Source organism: Streptomyces sp. NPDC058812, assembly GCF_042744565.1.
GTDB classification, from domain to species: Bacteria; Actinomycetota; Actinomycetes; order Streptomycetales; family Streptomycetaceae; genus Streptomyces; species Streptomyces thinghirensis.
Genome location: NZ_JBHYOB010000011.1, coordinates 33,065 through 49,415, shown reverse-complemented (window position 1 = coordinate 49,415; position 16,351 = coordinate 33,065). Strand labels below are relative to the sequence as shown.

Below are 16,351 nucleotides of genomic sequence, written 5' to 3'. Positions count from 1 at the left end.
GGAACCGGGGCGCGCGGCATGGAGTGTCAGTCCCAGCGGGTAAGACATCCCTAGTGGGAGGGGGCGACACGCGGATTGGGCCGTCTCACGTTCGCCATCGGCGTACTGGCGAGTGGGGTAAGTGCCTGGCCTGCGGGAACATCGTCTCGCACCATCGGGTTGTGGCAGATGTCGGCGTCAGGGGTCAGGAGGCCATCGACGGTGTCGGCAGTTGGAATGAGCGGTCCCCGCTTGCGGGACTAAGCTGCGGAAGGACAGGGAGGGGAAGTTCCCCTTACTGCCTGACCGCTCTGAGGAGCGATTAACGATGTTCGAGAGGTTCACCGACCGCGCGCGGCGGGTTGTCGTCCTGGCTCAGGAAGAAGCCCGGATGCTCAACCACAACTACATCGGCACCGAGCACATCCTCCTGGGCCTGATCCACGAGGGTGAGGGTGTCGCCGCCAAGGCCCTTGAGAGCCTCGGGATTTCGCTCGAGGCGGTCCGCCAGCAGGTGGAGGAGATCATCGGGCAGGGCCAGCAGGCCCCGTCGGGTCACATTCCCTTCACCCCCCGTGCCAAGAAGGTTCTGGAGCTTTCGCTCCGCGAGGCCCTCCAGCTGGGCCACAACTACATCGGCACGGAGCACATCCTGCTCGGCCTGATCCGTGAGGGCGAGGGCGTCGCCGCCCAGGTCCTGGTCAAGCTGGGCGCAGATCTGAACCGGGTGCGGCAGCAGGTCATCCAGCTGCTCTCCGGTTACCAGGGCAAGGAGACCGCCACCGCCGGCGGTCCTGCGGAGGGCACACCCTCCACGTCCCTGGTCCTCGACCAGTTCGGCCGGAACCTCACCCAGGCCGCTCGTGAGTCCAAGCTCGACCCGGTCATCGGGCGCGAGAAGGAGATCGAGCGGGTCATGCAGGTGCTGTCCCGCCGTACCAAGAACAACCCGGTGCTGATCGGTGAGCCCGGCGTCGGCAAGACCGCCGTCGTCGAGGGCCTCGCGCAGGCCATCGTCAAGGGCGAGGTGCCCGAGACCCTCAAGGACAAGCACCTCTACACCCTGGACCTCGGCGCGCTGGTGGCCGGCTCCCGCTACCGCGGTGACTTCGAGGAGCGCCTGAAGAAGGTGCTCAAGGAGATCCGCACCCGCGGCGACATCATCCTGTTCATCGACGAGCTGCACACACTGGTCGGTGCGGGTGCCGCCGAGGGCGCCATCGACGCCGCGAGCATCCTCAAGCCGATGCTGGCCCGCGGTGAGCTGCAGACCATCGGTGCGACCACGCTGGACGAGTACCGCAAGCACCTGGAGAAGGACGCGGCCCTCGAGCGCCGCTTCCAGCCGATCCAGGTCGCGGAGCCGTCGCTGCCGCACACGATCGAGATCCTCAAGGGTCTCCGTGACCGGTACGAGGCGCACCACCGTGTCTCCATCACGGACGAGGCCCTGGTCCAGGCGGCGACGCTCGCCGACCGCTACATCTCGGACCGCTTCCTGCCGGACAAGGCGATCGACCTGATCGACGAGGCCGGTTCCCGGATGCGCATCCGCCGGATGACCGCGCCGCCGGACCTGCGCGAGTTCGACGAGAAGATCGCCGGCGTCCGCCGCGACAAGGAGTCCGCGATCGACTCGCAGGACTTCGAGAAGGCCGCCTCCCTCCGCGACAAGGAGAAGCAGCTCCTGGCCGCCAAGGCCAAGCGGGAGAAGGAGTGGAAGGCCGGCGACATGGACGTCGTCGCCGAGGTCGACGGCGAGCTGATCGCCGAGGTCCTCGCCACGGCGACCGGCATCCCGGTCTTCAAGCTCACGGAGGAGGAGTCGTCCCGCCTGCTGCGCATGGAGGACGAGCTCCACAAGCGGGTCATCGGCCAGGTCGACGCCGTCAAGGCGCTGTCCAAGGCGATCCGCCGTACCCGTGCCGGCCTGAAGGACCCGAAGCGTCCCGGTGGCTCGTTCATCTTCGCCGGTCCGTCCGGTGTCGGTAAGACCGAGCTGTCCAAGGCGCTCGCGGAGTTCCTCTTCGGTGACGAGGACGCGCTGATCTCCCTCGACATGTCGGAGTTCAGCGAGAAGCACACGGTGTCGCGTCTCTTCGGTTCGCCCCCCGGTTACGTGGGCTACGAGGAGGGCGGCCAGCTGACGGAGAAGGTGCGCCGCAAGCCGTTCTCGGTCGTCCTCTTCGACGAGGTCGAGAAGGCCCACCCGGACATCTTCAACTCGCTGCTGCAGATCCTGGAGGACGGTCGCCTGACCGACTCCCAGGGCCGGGTCGTGGACTTCAAGAACACGGTCATCATCATGACGACCAACCTCGGCACCCGGGACATCTCCAAGGGCTTCAACCTCGGCTTCGCGGCCTCGGGCGACAAGAAGACCAACTACGAGCGCATGAAGAACAAGGTCCAGGACGAGCTGAAGCAGCACTTCCGGCCCGAGTTCCTCAACCGCGTCGACGACGTGGTCGTCTTCCCGCAGCTCAGCCAGGAGGACATCCTGCGGATCGTCGACCTGATGATCGACAAGGTCGACGAGCGCCTCAAGGACCGGGACATGGGCATCGAGCTCTCCCAGTCCGCCAAGGAGCTGCTGTCCAGGAAGGGCTACGACCCGGTGCTGGGCGCGCGTCCGCTGCGTCGCACGATCCAGCGCGAGGTCGAGGACACGCTGTCGGAGAAGATCCTCTTCGGCGAGCTGCGCCCCGGCCACATCGTGGTCGTGGACACCGAGGGCGAGGGCGACGCCCAGATCTTCACCTTCCGGGGTGAGGAGAAGTCGGCGCTCCCCGACGTCCCGCCGATCGAGCAGGCGGCCGGCGGTGCCGGGCCGAACCTGAGCAAGGAGGCGTAGCCCTCCGGGGTGAGCCTGGAAAGGGGCTGCCCGGGACTTCGGTCCCGGGCAGCCCCTTTCGTCGTGTCGGCGTCCCTCACTCCAGAGTCACGTCGGCGTCGGGGAAGCGGGCAGCGACCTGTTCGGTGTCCAACGGGGCGCCGGAGGCGGAGCTGAGGAGGACGGTGCGCACGTTCGGGAATCGGGCCGCGAGCATCGACAGGTCCTCGTCTCCCGTACAGTCGATGAGACTGAGGTCGAGGACGCCAGGGAGGGGCGGCACGGGCCCGATGCCGTCCGGGAAGAGGGAGCCGTGCAGCAGCAGGACATTGAGCTGAGGCAGACGTTGGATCTCCGCCCAGTCCTCAGTGGTGAGCGGCGCGGTCGGAGCCAGGTACAGGGCGCGAAGCGTCTCCCAGTGCGCCAGTCCCCGCAGACCGGTGTCGATGGTGGCGTCGTCGCCGAGGTGGAGGTACTGCAGAAGTGCCTCCGTGGGAAGGGCGTCGGTCAGCCGGGCGCCGGGGAGCCGGTCCGCCACCGACAGCTGAACCAGCGAGGAGAGTTCCGAGAGCCCGGAGAGATCGGCGGCCTGGGTGACCAGGAGCCCCGTGAGCGACAGCCGTGCCAACTGCTCCAGGTGTCGGGCCGACGGGCAGTTGACCAGGAGCACCCGCAGGGCGGTGAAGGCCGCCAGCTCGCCCAGCTCGGTCACTTCCGGGTTCGCGATGAGCTGCAGCGAGGTCACTGCCCCCAAGTCCGCCGCGGAACCGATGATGTCGACCATGCGGTGCGCCCCGCGCAACGTGAGCTGAGTCCACGGCGCCATCGTGGCGGCCGCCTCACGCTGGGCCGGTGACCCGCACGTCAGGAAGAGGTCCGTCCGGTCGAGGTGGTCCAGCACCTCCGTCGCGTACTCCCGCGCCTCGAACCGGTCCCACGTCCCCACCAGCTGCCGTCGGACATCGAGCGCCGGATGTTCCCGGAACCGGCGCAGCACGGCGAGCGCCCCGCCCGGTTCACGTTCGGCGAGGAGCGAGGCCGTCACCGTGACCCCGTGCGCCTCCGCGTCCGTGAGTCCTTCCGGCCCCGGCAGCAGCTCCAGGACCAGTGGCCCCGCCTCCGCCAACGCCTTCGCGTCCTCCTTCGACCCCGGCGGGATCAGCGCCCCCGCCCGCGCCTCCACCTCCGCCCGCACCGCCGGATCCAGGGCGGTCGCGTGCTCCAGGCAGGCCAGCGCCAGCAAGGTCAGCCGGGGGGTGTCCGCCGCCAGAAGCCGGCGCAGCAGCACCGCCCGCTCGCCGGGCCGGGCGTGGGCCACGGCCATGCGGATCACGTCCTCCCACTGGGTGTCGTCCGCACGGCCCGCGATGACGTCGAGGTGGCCCTCCTCGACCGCGTACCGCGCGCCCAGGTAGTCCTGGAAGGTGCGGTGGACGAAGTCCAGGGTCCCTTCCCCGGGCCGCCGGAGCAGTCCGCTGCGCAATACCAGCGCCCGCAGGACCGTCACCGCGTCACCCTGCCCCGCCGCCGAGGCGACCGACGGCAGCGCGCGCTCCACGATCCCCTCGGCCGTGGCGAGGTCCATCTCCGTGCGCCCGCTCAGCACCAGCGCGTACGCCAGCCGCTGGAGCAGTTCCAGCTGCGCCTCCTCGCTCAGCTCAACCGCATCCATGCCCCGCTCCCGGTCCCGGCGGGCGAGCAGCATCGTGAGGGCGGCGTCGTACAGCTCCTTGCGTCCCGTGGGGAGGTAGCCCCGTCGTTCCCGGTGCAGGGCGCAGATCAGGCCGCACATCAGCGGGTTGGTGGCGAGGCGGGCCAGGTCGCGCTTGGTGCGCAGGGCGTCCAGCAGTTTCCCCTCGTACTCGGGCGCCTGGGCGGCCGCGTGCCAGCGCTGTACGAAGGTCGCGACGTCGTCCTGGCGCATCGGCGTGAGTGCCAGTTCCCGGAAGCCCTCGGCGGCCAGCCAGTCGGGGCGTACGGCGGTGGGGCGGGAGGTGAGCAGCCAGCGGTTGCCGGGGAAGGCGCGGATGAGGGCGAGCAGCCAGTCGCGGGTGCGGTGCCGTTCGGCGGCGGGGATCTCGTCCAGGCCGTCGACGAGGACCAGGCCCCGGCCGGCCGTGAGGACGCGCTCGGCCCAGCCCTCGGGTGGAGTGAGCGGGCAGCCCACGGCGGTGAGGAAGGCCGCCGGGGCGGGGAGGGTGCCCGCACGGATCAGGGTGCGCAGCGGCAGGACGTACGGGACCCGGTCGCCGTCCCGGGTGGCGGTCACCGCCAGCCACTGCACGAGGGTCGTCTTGCCGGAGCCGGCGTCGCCGCGCAGCAGCACGCGGTCGTGGGTGAGGAGGGCGTCCTCGGCGGACAGGCGGACGGTGCGTTCCGGTTCGGTGTGCTCTCCCGGGAGGGCGGCACGCTCCTCGGTGCCGGTCGCCTCCAGGCTCAGGTAGGCGACCTCCAGGGGCCACCTCTCCGGGGAGTCGCGCAGGTCGATGCCGTAGATGGTGATGTGGTTGTACTGCTCGGCCGCGTACGGCAGGTATCGGCGCTCGAAGGCGGTGTCCCGGGCGTCCGGGCGTGGCGTGCGGGTGATCAGCTCGTCGACCTTGGCGATCAGCTCGGCCTGGCCGCGGGTCTGGGCCACCAGGGTGCGGGCGACGAAGGTGGAGCGTCGGGTGAAGAACTCCAGGATGTGCAGGCAGGCCCATTCCGTCGCGGAGTCGAGGAAGTAGCAGGCGTCGGCGGACAGGACGCCGAAGGCGCCGTCCCCCCGGTACTGCAACTGCTTGGCCAGCTCCCGGTGCCCCAGCCGCACCGCCTGTACGTCGTCCATGTCCAGGTCGCCCAAGGCGAGCAGCCGCGTGGCCAAGGCGTCGGCGACGGCGGTCTCCTCGTCGCGCGGGAAGGGCGGCTCGCCGGGGGAGTCCAGGGACGCCCCGACCAGCCGCCCCGCGAGCCTGCGCACCTCCTTCTCGCCGAGCGTGCGCTGCTCGCCCCGGAACGCCACGAGGTGGGTCAGCCGGACCGGCCGGTCGACCAGTCCGGCGCCGGGGCCGCCCGTCGCGAAGAGCTTCTTCACCAGCGGGGCGACCAGGCTGGACGCCAACTTCCCGCCGAGTACCGCCGGTTCCATGCGCCACCCCCGTGGTTGTTCGACGGGGGGAGCCTATCGGGCGTCAGGACAGCTGGCCGTCGTAGTCCGGGAGCTTGAAGGTCCTCTCGGCGTGGCCGCCGGACAGGTCGGTGGCGCTGTTGCCGATGTTCGCGATGATCGTGTAGCCCTTCGACTCGATCTCGGCGCGCTGTTCGGTCTTGTACTCGGCGACGTCCCGGAACAGGTCGAGGAAGCCGCGGACGTGGAGACCGGAGGACTCGTAGCCGGCGCGGGCGAGGTTCCACTCGGTGGGCGCCTCGATGATGCCCGGGCGGGCGGTCACGAAGAACAGGGCGACGCCGTGCTCCTGGGCGTACTGGGCGGCCTCCAGGACCGGCCGGTTGGCGGGCTGCGGGTAGCTGAAGCCGAAGTCGGTCTCCAGGGAGGTGTTGTCGATGTCGAGGACGATCGCCTGCTTCTCGCCGGGGGCGGCGTCGGCGATCCGCTCCTTCAGGTAGGGCAGGGCCTTGTCCATCACGGCCCGGCAGTCCTTCTGCCAGGTGTCGTAGTCGACGTCCGCCGCCGCAGCGGTCGCGGTCGCCGTGGCGCGCGGCGTCTGGGCCGGGGCGGCGACGGCCGGTGCGACCGTCGCGGTGAGCGCCGCCGCGGTGACGGCGGCCGTGCCCGCGGCGCGCCTCCAGGTACGCCGGGACTGGCGGGCCTGTCTGTTCTGTCCGGTCTGTTCGGTCATGGGGGGTTGGGGTCCTCTCATGCCTGCGCGGGTGCCTGACGGCAACAAAGTTGTCGCGTGCATGCTTGCCCCAACAAGTGGCTGCACGGCAACGATTGGGTTACTGAGTAGTAGTCACCTGGCCCGAGCCCGGCCTCACGCCGTGATCTCCACCCCGTCCGGCACGTTCCGCACCCGCGGCAGCCGGGGGTTGACCCGCAGTACCCGCAGCCGGGGGAAGCCGGACAGCCAGGAGACGTCCGTGTCGGGCAGCTCCGCGTTGAGCCAGAGGTGGGTCAGCTGCTCGGGTGCCAGGCCCGCCAGCAGCTCCTCGGCGCGCATCACGCCGGCCACCTGGATGCGCGGGCGCCCGCCGAGTTCGCGCAGCGCCGCCAGTTCGGTGGTGTCGGCGACGGGGAAGTAGAGGCCGTCCGGGTCCAGGTGGGCGATGATCTCGTGGGCGTACCGCTCGGTGTCGAAGTGCCGCCAGCCCCGGGCGAGTTCGGTGCGGACCGGCAGGGCGGAGCGGGACCGGAGGCGGGCCAGGTAGTCGATGGCGGCGTCGTCCTGGACGCGGGTGGCGGTGATGGCGAGCAGCAGTGCCTGCCGGTCGTCGGGGACCTGCCCCGGGTCGGGCAGCAGCTCCAGGACGATGGGGCCGACCCAGCCCAGCCCGCGGGCGGCCGGCTCGGTGGTGGGGCGCACCAGGTTCTTCGTACGGTCGTGGACGAGCCGCTGGACGGCCGGGTCGAGTTCGGTGACGTGCTCCAGACAGGCCGCGGCCATCAGCCGGCGGTGGTTGATCTGCGGGCGGCGCAGTCCGGGCGCCGCCGCGAGCAGCCGCTCCAGGAACTGGGAGCACTCTTCGGGGCGGGCGTGGGCGGCGGCCATACGGATGACCTCCTCCCATTCGGACTGGTGGGCGTGGTCCACCAGCGTGGGGAACCGTCCGCGCGCCACGATCTCCTTGGCGGCCAGATAGTCCTGGAAGGTGCGGTGGACGAAGTCGACCGACTCGCCCGAGCGTTCGCGCAGCAGGCCGGTGCGGTGCAGCAGATGGCGGAAGATCTTCGCGCCGTCCCCCTGCGCTCGGGCGGCGGGCATGGCGGGCAGCGCGGCGTCCAGGATGCCGACCGCCCGCTCGCGCGTCAGCTCGGACGCGTCCTCCTCCAGCATCGCGTGGGCCAGCTTCTGCAGCAGCCGCTCCCGGGTGCTCTGCTGGAGCCGCACGTCGTCGGCGTACAGCACGTCCCGCTCGGGGTCGCGGCGCTGGAGCAGCATCTCCAGGGCGGCGTCGTACAGCTCCTTGCGGCCGCTGGGGAGGGAGCCGGCGCGGTCTCGGTTCAGGGCGCATATCAGGCCGCACATCAGGGGGTTGGTGGCGAGCTGGCGCAGCTCGCGGTAGATCCGCACGGAGTGCAGCAGCCGCTGCTCGTACTCGTCCAGCGCCCCCCGTTCCCGCTCCCGCGGCCCCGGTGACCTGCTCTGCTCGTCCAGCCGGGCCGCCGAGTGCCAGTCCCGGATGAACCGCGTCACCTGGTCCCGCGACATCGGGGCGAGGGACAGCTCGACGAAGTCCTCCTCGGCCAGCCCGCCCCCCGAGAGCCAGCCGTCCGACACGGCGGAGGGCCGGGAGGTGACCAGGCAGGCGTTGCCGGAGAAGACGCGCAGCAGCCGGCGGAGCCGGTCGCGCAGCTCGCCGCGCGTCTTCTCCGGCGCCTCGTCGATGCCGTCGACCAGCAGAAGGGCACGGCCCGCGAGCAGGGTGCGCACCACCCACCCCTCCGGCGCCCGGTCGGCCAGCGGGTGCCGGACCGCGTGCAGGAAGTCGTCCGGCGCCGGAAAGCCCTCGCGGGCGAAGCGGCGTACGGGCAGGACGAAGGGGACCCGGGAGCCCTGGCGGGCGGCGGCCACGGCCAGCCACTGGACCAGCGTGGTCTTGCCGGAGCCCGCGCCGCCGCGCAGCAGCACGCGTTCGTGGTCCTCCAGGGCGCGGTCCGCGAGCAGGACGGTGCGCTGCTCGTCCTCCGCGCCGCCCACGCCGCCGCTGCGCTCCTCCGCCTCCAGGCTCAGGTAGGTCTCCTCCAGCGGCCAACGGTCCGGAGCGTTGGGGAAGTCCACGCCGACGATGGTCAGCCAGCCGTGCCGCCGGGCCACCCACTGGGCGTACTCGGCCTCGAACGCCGCGTCCTCCTCGGACCGTTCGGGCTGCCGGGCCGCCGCCTCCGCGTCGCCCAGGTCGACCAGCTGGGCGATCCGGCCGGCCCGCCCCGCCAGGTGGCGCTGGAGGTAGGGGGAGCGCCGCACCAGGTGGTGCAGGACGTGCAGGCACACGGACACCAGCAGCGCGTCGTGGAACCAGGCGGCGTCCGGCGACAGTTCCCGGTCCGCGCCCTGCACCGCGCCCCGCAGCCGCCGCGCGTAGTCCTGCGGGCCGAGCCGTACCGCGTCGGCGTCGGTGATGTCGACCTCGGCGACCGCGAGGAGGGTGCGGGCCAGGACATCGACGACCGGGGCCAGTTCGGCGGTGGGCGCGGCGTGCCGCTCGGCCGCGAGGTGGACCAGGTCGGCGGCGGTGCGGTGGACGTCGTCCGGGGTGGCGGACGCGTCCCGGCCGTGCCAGGTGACGAGGCCGGGGACCGGTTCGGAGAACACGGGCGGCCGGACGGGCTCGCGGAAGAGTCTGCGGACGAGAGGGGCGGCCAGGTCGGACGGCGTGCGGACGACGGAATCCATGGATGTGGGTTACCCCTGGTGGTGGGTGTGGGACGGCTGTTGGGAAGGTCCCCGGGCGAATTCCATGCCGGTCGGCAGCTCCTGGGCCACGGCCGTGTCCACGTCACCGGCCACGTGGACCGTTTCCAGAGCGGGGAACGCCGACAGCCAGGCCAGGCCCTCGACCGGATGCGGAGCCTCCAGCGCCAGGTACGTGAGGCGCTCCGGCACGATCAGTTCGGTCAGGTCCTCGACCCGGTACGCCCCGCGGACCACGATCTGCTCCCAGCCGCCCATCGAGCGCAGCGTGCGGAGGTCGTCGGGCGTGGACACCTGCACGGGCCACTGTTCGGGCAGGTGGGCGAGGATCTCGCGGGCGTACTGTTCCCGGTCGAAGCGGTGCCAGGAGTCGGCCAGGATTACCTGGACGTCCCGCCCGGGGTGGGTCCGGAAGCGGGTCAGGAAGTGCAGTGCCGCCTCGCTGCCCACCTCGACGGCCGTGCCGACCACGATGGCAGCGGTGATGTCGTCGGTCTCCTCCGGGCCGGGGAGCAGCCCGAGCACCAGGTCGCCGCCCCGGCGCGCGACCTCGCTGCCGAGCTCGAAGGTGGCCGGCGGGACGAGGGCGGCCAGGTGTTCCTCCACCCGCTTCCGTACCCCGGGGTCCACCTCCGCCGCGTACCGCAGTCCGGCCGCCGCCAGCAGCGTGCCGCGCGGGGTGCCCAGCTCGGTCAGCCGGCGCAGCATCCGTTCCGCCTCCTTCGGCCGGGCATGCGCGAGGCCGAGCAGGATGACGTCCTCCCAGGCGTCGTCGCCGGCGTGGTCGACCAGCAGGTCGAAGTCCATCTCCTGCACGGCCAGCCGGGCACCGAGGTAGTCCTGGAAGGTGCGGTGGAGGAAGTCCGCCCGCCCCTCGGCGGGCTCGCGCAGCAGTCCGGAGCGCAGCAGCAGCGCGTGGTAGACCTCCTCGTCGCCGGTGCCGGTCAGGTTCAGCGCGGGCAGCGCACGGCCGATGATCTGCAGGGCCTCGGCGCGGTCCATCTCCTGGCGGCCGTTGCGGATCAGCCACCACGCCAGCTTCTGCAGCAGCTGCACCTGGACCGCGTACGGCAGTCGCGTCCCGTCGGGATCGTGCAGCTCCCGTTCCCGGTCCCGGCGCTCCAGGAGCATGGTCAGGGCGGCCTCGTAGAGGGACCTGCGGTCCTGGGGCAGGAAGCCGCGCCGGTCGCGGTGCAGGGCGCACAGCATGCCGCACATGAGCGGATTGGTGGCCAGCCGGTTCAGTTCGGACGTGGTCCGCACGGACCCCAGCAGCGACTCGCCGACCGACTCCGCCACCCCGGCCGCGCGGTGCCAGCGCCGTACGAAGGTGGCGATGTCGTCCTGGGACATCCGGGCGAGCACGCGCTCACCGAAGCCCTCCGCGGCCAGCCAGTCCTCCGGTACGGCCGAGGGGCGGGAGGTGACCAGCCACAGGTTCCCGGGGAAGGCCCGCACCAGCTCGCGCAGCCAGCGCCGGGCGGCGGCGCGGCGGTCGCCGGCGATCTCGTCGATGCCGTCGACCAGCAGCACCCCGCGCCGGGCCCGCAGGACGCGCTCCACCCATCCCGGCGGCTGCTCCCCGGCGACGGGACAGCCGACCGCCCGCAGGAAGTCGCCGGGAAAGGGCAGCTCGGCCCCCGGCCGGACGATCCGGCGCATCGGCAGCACGAACGGCACGCGTCCGATGAGGTGGGTCAGCCCGTGGTCGTAGGCGCGTCCGGCCGCCGTCACCGCGAGCCACTGCACCAGGGTGGTCTTGCCGGAGCCGGCGACGCCGCGCAGGAACACCTGGTCCTGGCCGGCGAGCACCTGCTCGGCGGCCACGGTCAGGTACTCGGCGTCCCGGCGGCCCGCCCGCCCTGCCGCCTGCGGCCGGGTCGCCTCCAGGCTCAGGTACGCCGTGTCCAGCGGCCACTCGCGGGTCCCGGCGTCCAGCCCGTAGATGGTGAGCGTGCCGTACCGATCGGCGATGTGACCGGCGTAACGCTCCTCGAACCCGGCGTCCTCGGCCGACTGGGACGGCAGGCGTTCCAGGAGTACGTCGACGGCCTGGACCAGCCGGGCCAGCTGCTGGGTCTGGACGGTCTGCTGGCGGGCGACGTAGGTGGAGCGCTGGGTGAGGAAGTTCAGGATGTGCAGCGAGGCGGTGTGCAGCAGCCGCTCGTACAGCAGCAGGCCGCCCTCGCCCAGGCCGTACGGGGACAGCGGCACGTTCGTACGCAGCTCGCGGGCGAAGCGGTCCGGTCCGAGCCCGACGGCCTCGTAGTCCTCGATGGTGATCTCGCCGAGCCGGGCGAGGGTGCGGGCCAGGGCGTCCTTGACGGCCGTCGCCTCGGTGGCGTCGACGGGCCGCTCCCGCGGTCCGGCCGCCGCGAGCGCCCTGCGGACCAGCTCTCCGGCGACCTTGTCGACGTCCCTGGGCGTGACGCTCCGCTTCTCGCTCCGGAAGGACACCAGCGCCGATATCCGCACCGGCCGGTCGACGAGCCCGGCCCCCGGCCCGTCCCGGACGAAGAGCCTGCGGACGAGTGGAGCGACCGCGCTGGACGCGACACGGGCCCCGAGTGCTGTGACGTCGACCATGTTCCGAGCCTAGGCGAACGCCCTTGAGCCGGGGGCGGGTTAGCCGGGACGGGAGTAGCCCCCGTCACATTCACCGGCCCTTCGATCATGGCCGCCGGTGACATGCCGCACAGGCGATTCGGCCTGTACTACGAGGAATAGTGGAAGCCGCAAGAACTACGAAAACGGACACATCGGACCAGAGTGGTGGTCGGTTTCCGGGGCTCTGAGCTGGTTTTGTCCAGAATGAGGGCTCTGTCGAGACTCGTGAAGTTTCGTGCTGAAGTACTAAATAACGTCGTAGGTCACACCTTTGTGCGGTTCGGGCCCGCCGGGTTACCAAGGTGGAGCCCGCCCGACGAGCGCCCTGTGCGTCCCGCCGGAGGGGCTTTCCTCTGCACCCGTCCCCATGAGGTTCGAATGTTCTCGCGTGTCACGTCCCGTTCTTCCCGTACGACCATCCGCACCCGCGCCGCGGTGATGGCCGCAGGCATCGGAGCCTCGGTCGCACTGGGAGCCGGGGTCGCGGCCGCCACCGGCACCACGGCGGCTTCCAGCACCTCCACCGCCGCGAGCGCCGTCGAGGCCCAGGCCGCGGCGCAGGCCAAGGCGGCGAAGGCCGAGAAGGCCGGCGCGAAGACCGTCGCCGCCAAGAAGACGGCCACCAAGAAGAAGGCCGCCTCCTGGGTGGACCCGGTCAAGAAGTACAAGCTCACCGCGAGCTTCGCCCAGAACGGCGGCATGTGGGCCTCCAAGCACAGCGGCCAGGACTTCGCCGTGCCGATCGGCACCAACGTCGTCGCCGCGCACGGCGGCACCGTCGTCAAGGCCGGCGGCAACGGCGCCGGTGACGGCCCCGCCTACGGCAACGCGATCGTGATCAAGCACGGCAACGGCACGTACTCCCAGTACGCGCACCTGTCCAAGATCAACGTGAAGGCCGGCCAGATCGTGAAGACCGGCCAGTCCATCGCCAAGTCCGGCAACACCGGCAACTCCAGCGGTCCGCACCTGCACTTCGAGATCCGTACGACCCCGAACTACGGCTCGGCCGTCGACCCGGTCTCCTTCCTGCGCTCCAAGGGCGTGACCGTCTGAGGAGCAGGGCTACGCGCCTGATGAGCCCCGGTGTGCCTGGGTGACCAGATCGGTGGCGACCTCGAGAACAGCCGCGCGCTGTTCCTCGGGGTCGCCCTCGAGGTCGCTGAGGACGAACATCCCGGCGTGCAGCGTGAACAGCGCACTGACACAGCGGACCTGGTCGACCAGGTCCGCTTCCGGGTCGATGAGGCTGTCGCGCAGGCCGAGCATGCGGGTCTTGAACATCTCGCCGATGCGCAGGTCCCGCACCGTCGCCTGGTTCTCCTGCATGAAGCGGAACAGTGGTGCCGCGCCCGCCAGCGCCTCGCTGTAGCGGCGGATGATCTCCTGTTTGGTCTCCAGGGTGTGCGGCTGCTCACGCGCCCACGCGATCAGGTCCTCCATGGGCCGTGAGAGATCCCCGAAGATGCTGACCAGGATCTCTTCCTTGGTCTTGAAGTGGTAGTAGAGCGCGGCCTTGGTGACGTCCAGGCTCTCGGCGATCTCGCGCAGCGAGGTCTTCTCGTACCCCTGCTCGGCGAAAAGTTCGAGTGCCACGTCCTGGATGCGCTGGCGGGTGTCCCCGCGGCGTCGCTGCTGCTTGGTGCCGTCCATCGTGCCGCCCATCCTCCTACGCGCCGCCTGTTCCACGCACTTTCCGAAAAACTTACTTGACGACCGGCTAGTTACGCGTCTAGCTTCCCGAGTGTAGTCAACTTGCCGGGCGGCAAGTAAGCAGGCGAGCGGAACAGCGGTGGCTGGGGGAGTGGGAGCGATGACGGACACACCAGGAGCAGGGACGGACGCGCCGGGCGGGCAAGCCGGCGACACCGGCGGCGGCAAGCAGCCGAAGAGCGTGCGGGTGGTCCTGCTCGCGCTCATGATCGCGATGATGCTCGCGATGCTCGACAACATGATCATCGGCACCGCGATGCCGACGATCGTGGGCGAGCTGGGCGGCCTGGAGCACCTTTCCTGGGTCGTCACCGCCTACACCCTCGCGACCGCGGCCTCCACCCCGCTCTGGGGCAAGATCGGCGACATGTACGGGCGCAAGGGCTCGTTCATGACGTCGATCGTGATCTTCCTGATCGGCTCGGCGCTCAGCGGCATGGCCCAGGACATGGGCCAGCTCATCGGCTTCCGCGCCGTCCAGGGCCTCGGCGCCGGCGGTCTGATGGTCGGCGTCATGGCCATCATCGGCGACCTGATACCGCCGCGGGAGCGCGGCAAGTACCAGGGCATGATGGCCGGCGTCATGGCGCTGGCGATGATCGGCGGACCGCTGGTCGGCGGCACCATCACCGACCACTGGGGCTGGCGCTGGTCCTTCTACATCAACATCCCGCTCGGCGCGGTCGCGCTGGTCGCCGTCAGCGCCGTACTGCACCTGCCGAAGAAGCGCAGCCAGGCGCGCATCGACTACCTGGGCGCCGCGCTGCTGACCGTCGGCATCACCGCCATCGTGCTCGTCACCACCTGGGGCGGCACCGAGTACGCCTGGACCTCCGCGCGGATCATGGAGCTGATCGGCATCGGCGTCGCCGCGCTGGTCGGGTTCACGTTCTGGCAGACCCGGGCCGCCGAGCCGATCATGCCGCTGCACATCTTCCGCAGCCGCAACTTCACGCTGATGTCCCTCATCGGCTTCATCGTCGGCTTCGTGATGTTCGGCGCCACCCTCTTCCTGCCGCTGTACCAGCAGGCGGTGCAGGGCGCGTCCGCCACCAACTCCGGGCTGCTGCTCCTGCCGATGCTGGGCGCGATGCTCGTCACGTCGATCGTCGCCGGGCGGGTCACCACCAGCACCGGGCGCTACAAGATCTTCCCGGTGGTCGGCGGCGCCCTGATGACCGTCGGGCTGTACCTGTTGTCGATGATGGACACCGACACCAGCCGCTTCACCTCCGGGGTGTACATGGCCGTCGTCGGTCTCGGCATGGGCTGCCTGATGCAGATCACCATGCTGGTGGCGCAGAACAGCGTGGAGATGAAGGACATGGGCGTCGCGTCCTCGTCCACCACCCTCTTCCGCACCCTCGGCTCCTCCTTCGGCGTGGCGATCATGGGCGCGCTCTTCAACCACCGGGTGCAGGACGTCATGGCGGAGAAGGCCGGGGCGCTGGGCTCCGAGGTCACCGAGCAGTCGGCGCAGCTGGACGCGGCGAGCCTGGCCGAGCTGCCGGAGGCGGCGCGCGTGGCGTACCAGGACGCGGTCTCCTCCGGCACCCACGGCGCGTTCCTGCTCGGCGCCCTGGTGGCGGTGGTCGCCCTGGTCGCGGCGTTCTTCGTCAAGGAGGTCCCGCTGAAGGGGGCGGGCCCGAAGGCGGCCGACGCCCCGGCCGACGGCGACGGCGACACGGCGGCGGCGAAGGCACCGGTGACCGGCGGCGACGACACGGCCGCGGCGAAGGCGCCGGTGACCGAGGCGGTGTGACGCCTGCCTGTCACAAGAGCCTCCGGGCGGCCCCGGCCACCCGGAGGCCTTCGTCGTGGGCCCCTCACCTCCTGCGCGCGGTGACCAGGGCGAAGGAAAGGAACTCCCCGCCGTCGGTGGTGAGCATGTCGATGACGGCCTGGTCGTCCGCGCTCCGGCCGCCCGCCCGGTGCCCGGCCCCCGCCCGGGCCCACAGCAGCCAGTCCCGCCAGGCGTCCTGCTGCAACCGCGCGGAGGTGACGTCCACCAGCTCGGTGATCCCCCACTGGAAGCGCCACCACTCGGCGGTGTGCCAGGCCATCGCCTCCCACCCGACCACGTCCTTGATGTGCGGCGGAATGGCCCCCAGCTCGCGCACCTCCCGCGTCAGGGCGGGCGTCGCCATACCCAACTGCCCACCGGGACGCAGGAACCGGACGAGATACGGCAGGTAGCTGTCCGCCGTCCCGAAGTACTCGAACGCGTCGACGCTTACGACGGCGTCGAAGCTCTCCTCCTCGAACGGCAGGGCGTGCGCCTCCGCCCGCACCGCCGTCACCCGGTCGCCGACCCCCGCCCCGGCGAAGACGGCCGCGGCCTCCTCCGGGGCGATCCACCAGTCGGCCGCGACGACCTCGGCGCCGTACTCACGGGCCAGGAACACCGAGGTCGCACCCTTGCCGGAGCCGAGGTCGAGTATCCGCATCCCCGGTCGCAGATCGAGATCCCGGGCGAGGTCCTCCAGCAGCCACAGGGGATTGGGGCCCATGTCGAGGCCGAGCAGCCAGGCTGGGTCGTAGCGGGAGGAGCGCGGATAGCGGTCGGGGCGTACGAGATCACTCACAGAAGTCACGACCATGGACCCAAGCGGATCGCCCTGCCGGGCACAACCGGGTTTCGCCGGCC

The 16,351-nt window shown here is 71.1% G+C and carries 9 protein-coding genes; 3 read left to right on the top strand and 6 right to left on the bottom strand.

The window, feature by feature from the left end; all coding sequences use genetic code 11:
- Nucleotides 1-307 precede the first annotated feature (307 nt).
- Entirely contained in the window at nucleotides 308-2,833 is a 2,526-nt protein-coding gene (locus ACFW48_RS23050) for an ATP-dependent Clp protease ATP-binding subunit (protein ID WP_386317439.1), read from the top strand.
- Nucleotides 2,834-2,909: 76 nt separating this feature from the next.
- Here ACFW48_RS23050 and ACFW48_RS23045 read toward each other — a convergent pair whose 3' ends face one another.
- The 4 genes from ACFW48_RS23045 to ACFW48_RS23030 form a co-directional block, all read right to left on the bottom strand.
- Complete coding sequence (locus ACFW48_RS23045; protein WP_386317437.1) at nucleotides 2,910-5,939, bottom strand: NACHT domain-containing protein; 3,030 nt, start codon at nucleotides 5,937-5,939, stop codon at nucleotides 2,910-2,912.
- 43 nt (nucleotides 5,940-5,982) lie between these two features.
- Nucleotides 5,983-6,651, bottom strand: a complete 669-nt coding sequence (locus ACFW48_RS23040) for an HAD family acid phosphatase (protein ID WP_386317435.1) — start codon at nucleotides 6,649-6,651, stop codon at nucleotides 5,983-5,985.
- 135 nt (nucleotides 6,652-6,786) lie between these two features.
- A complete protein-coding gene (locus ACFW48_RS23035; protein WP_386317433.1) occupies nucleotides 6,787-9,366 on the bottom strand; it encodes an NACHT domain-containing protein in 2,580 nt (859 codons plus the stop codon).
- Nucleotides 9,367-9,375: 9 nt separating this feature from the next.
- On the bottom strand, nucleotides 9,376-11,970 hold the full coding sequence (locus ACFW48_RS23030) for an NACHT domain-containing protein (protein WP_386317432.1): 2,595 nt from the start codon (nucleotides 11,968-11,970) through the stop codon (nucleotides 9,376-9,378).
- A 399-nt stretch (nucleotides 11,971-12,369) separates the two neighbouring features.
- Between ACFW48_RS23030 and ACFW48_RS23025 the strand changes: the two genes are divergently transcribed.
- Nucleotides 12,370-13,047 (top strand): M23 family metallopeptidase, encoded by a 678-nt coding sequence (locus ACFW48_RS23025; protein WP_386317430.1) that lies wholly within the window; start codon nucleotides 12,370-12,372, stop codon nucleotides 13,045-13,047.
- Nucleotides 13,048-13,056: 9 nt separating this feature from the next.
- Here the strand turns inward: ACFW48_RS23025 and ACFW48_RS23020 are convergent, their stop codons facing one another.
- Complete coding sequence (locus ACFW48_RS23020; RefSeq protein WP_386317428.1) at nucleotides 13,057-13,656, bottom strand: TetR/AcrR family transcriptional regulator; 600 nt, start codon at nucleotides 13,654-13,656, stop codon at nucleotides 13,057-13,059.
- A gap of 148 nt (nucleotides 13,657-13,804) precedes the next feature.
- Here ACFW48_RS23020 and ACFW48_RS23015 point away from each other — a divergent pair, with 148 nt between their 5' ends.
- Nucleotides 13,805-15,466 (top strand): MDR family MFS transporter, encoded by a 1,662-nt coding sequence (locus tag ACFW48_RS23015; RefSeq protein ID WP_386317427.1) that lies wholly within the window; start codon nucleotides 13,805-13,807, stop codon nucleotides 15,464-15,466.
- Between the two features lie 64 nt (nucleotides 15,467-15,530).
- Here ACFW48_RS23015 and ACFW48_RS23010 read toward each other — a convergent pair whose 3' ends face one another.
- Entirely contained in the window at nucleotides 15,531-16,304 is a 774-nt protein-coding gene (locus ACFW48_RS23010) for an SAM-dependent methyltransferase (RefSeq protein ID WP_386317425.1), read from the bottom strand.
- Between the last annotated feature and the right edge of the window lie 47 nt (nucleotides 16,305-16,351).

Excerpts from the sequence above, each read along its gene's own strand:
- ACFW48_RS23010 (WP_386317425.1), bottom strand. The coding sequence starts at position 16,304 with ATGGTCGTGACTTCTGTGAGTGATCTCGTACGCCCCGACCGCTATCCG.
- ACFW48_RS23045 (WP_386317437.1), bottom strand. The coding sequence starts at position 5,939 with ATGGAACCGGCGGTACTCGGCGGGAAGTTGGCGTCCAGCCTGGTCGCC.
- ACFW48_RS23025 (WP_386317430.1), top strand. The coding sequence starts at position 12,370 with ATGTTCTCGCGTGTCACGTCCCGTTCTTCCCGTACGACCATCCGCACC.
- ACFW48_RS23015 (WP_386317427.1), top strand. The coding sequence starts at position 13,805 with ATGACGGACACACCAGGAGCAGGGACGGACGCGCCGGGCGGGCAAGCC.
- ACFW48_RS23050 (WP_386317439.1), top strand. The coding sequence starts at position 308 with ATGTTCGAGAGGTTCACCGACCGCGCGCGGCGGGTTGTCGTCCTGGCT.
- ACFW48_RS23030 (WP_386317432.1), bottom strand. The coding sequence starts at position 11,970 with ATGGTCGACGTCACAGCACTCGGGGCCCGTGTCGCGTCCAGCGCGGTC.
- ACFW48_RS23020 (WP_386317428.1), bottom strand. The coding sequence starts at position 13,656 with ATGGGCGGCACGATGGACGGCACCAAGCAGCAGCGACGCCGCGGGGAC.
- ACFW48_RS23040 (WP_386317435.1), bottom strand. The coding sequence starts at position 6,651 with ATGACCGAACAGACCGGACAGAACAGACAGGCCCGCCAGTCCCGGCGT.
- ACFW48_RS23035 (WP_386317433.1), bottom strand. The coding sequence starts at position 9,366 with ATGGATTCCGTCGTCCGCACGCCGTCCGACCTGGCCGCCCCTCTCGTC.